Annotated in this window: 1 protein-coding gene; it reads left to right on the forward strand. The window is 64.8% G+C overall.

The window, feature by feature from the left end:
* Window positions 1-758: NAD(P)/FAD-dependent oxidoreductase (locus G3N92_RS34765; protein WP_206131966.1), on the forward strand; the 758-nt coding region annotated here is incomplete at both ends.

The following is a 758-nucleotide window of genomic DNA, read 5'->3' on the forward strand; positions in this document are numbered from 1 at the left end:
GAAAAAGGCGGCGAGATCAACGTCTGCGTGCTCGAGAAGGGTTCGGAGATCGGCGCGCACATCCTGTCGGGCGCCGTGATGGATCCGCGCGCGATCGGCGAGCTGTTCCCCGACTGGAAGGAAAAGGGCGCGCCGCTGAACGTGGAAGTGGCCGAAGACCGCTTCCTGTTCCTCAGCGAAACCGGCGCGAAATCGGTGCCGAACTGGGCGCTGCCCGACAACTTCAAGAATCACGGCAACTACGTGATCAGCCTCGGCAACGTCACGCGCTGGCTCGGCCAGCAGGCCGAGGCGCTCGGCGTCGAGATCTTCCCGGGCTTCCCGGCCGCCGAAGTGCTCTATCACGAGGACGGCTCGGTGAAGGGCGTGGCCACCGGCAACCTCGGCATCGGCAAGGACGGCGAGCCCACCGAGAACTTCCAGCTCGGCATGGAGCTGCACGCCAAGTACACACTGTTCGCCGAAGGCTGCCGCGGCAACCTGGGCCGCCAGCTGATCGACAAGTTCCAGCTGAATGCGAACGCCGATCCGCAGGCCTACGGGATCGGCATCAAGGAGCTGTGGGAAATCGATCCGGCCAAGCACAAGCCCGGCCTCGTGATCCACACGGCCGGCTGGCCGCTCGCCTCGGACACCTACGGCGGCTCGTTCCTGTATCACCTCGACAACAACCAGGTGGTGGTCGGCTTCGTGGTCGGCCTCGGCTACTCGAACCCGTATCTGTCGCCGTTCGAGGAATTCCAGCGCTACAAGACGCA

Origin of the sequence: Burkholderia sp. Ac-20379, from assembly GCF_017104645.1 — a bacterium.
Classification (GTDB): Bacteria; Pseudomonadota; Gammaproteobacteria; order Burkholderiales; family Burkholderiaceae; genus Burkholderia.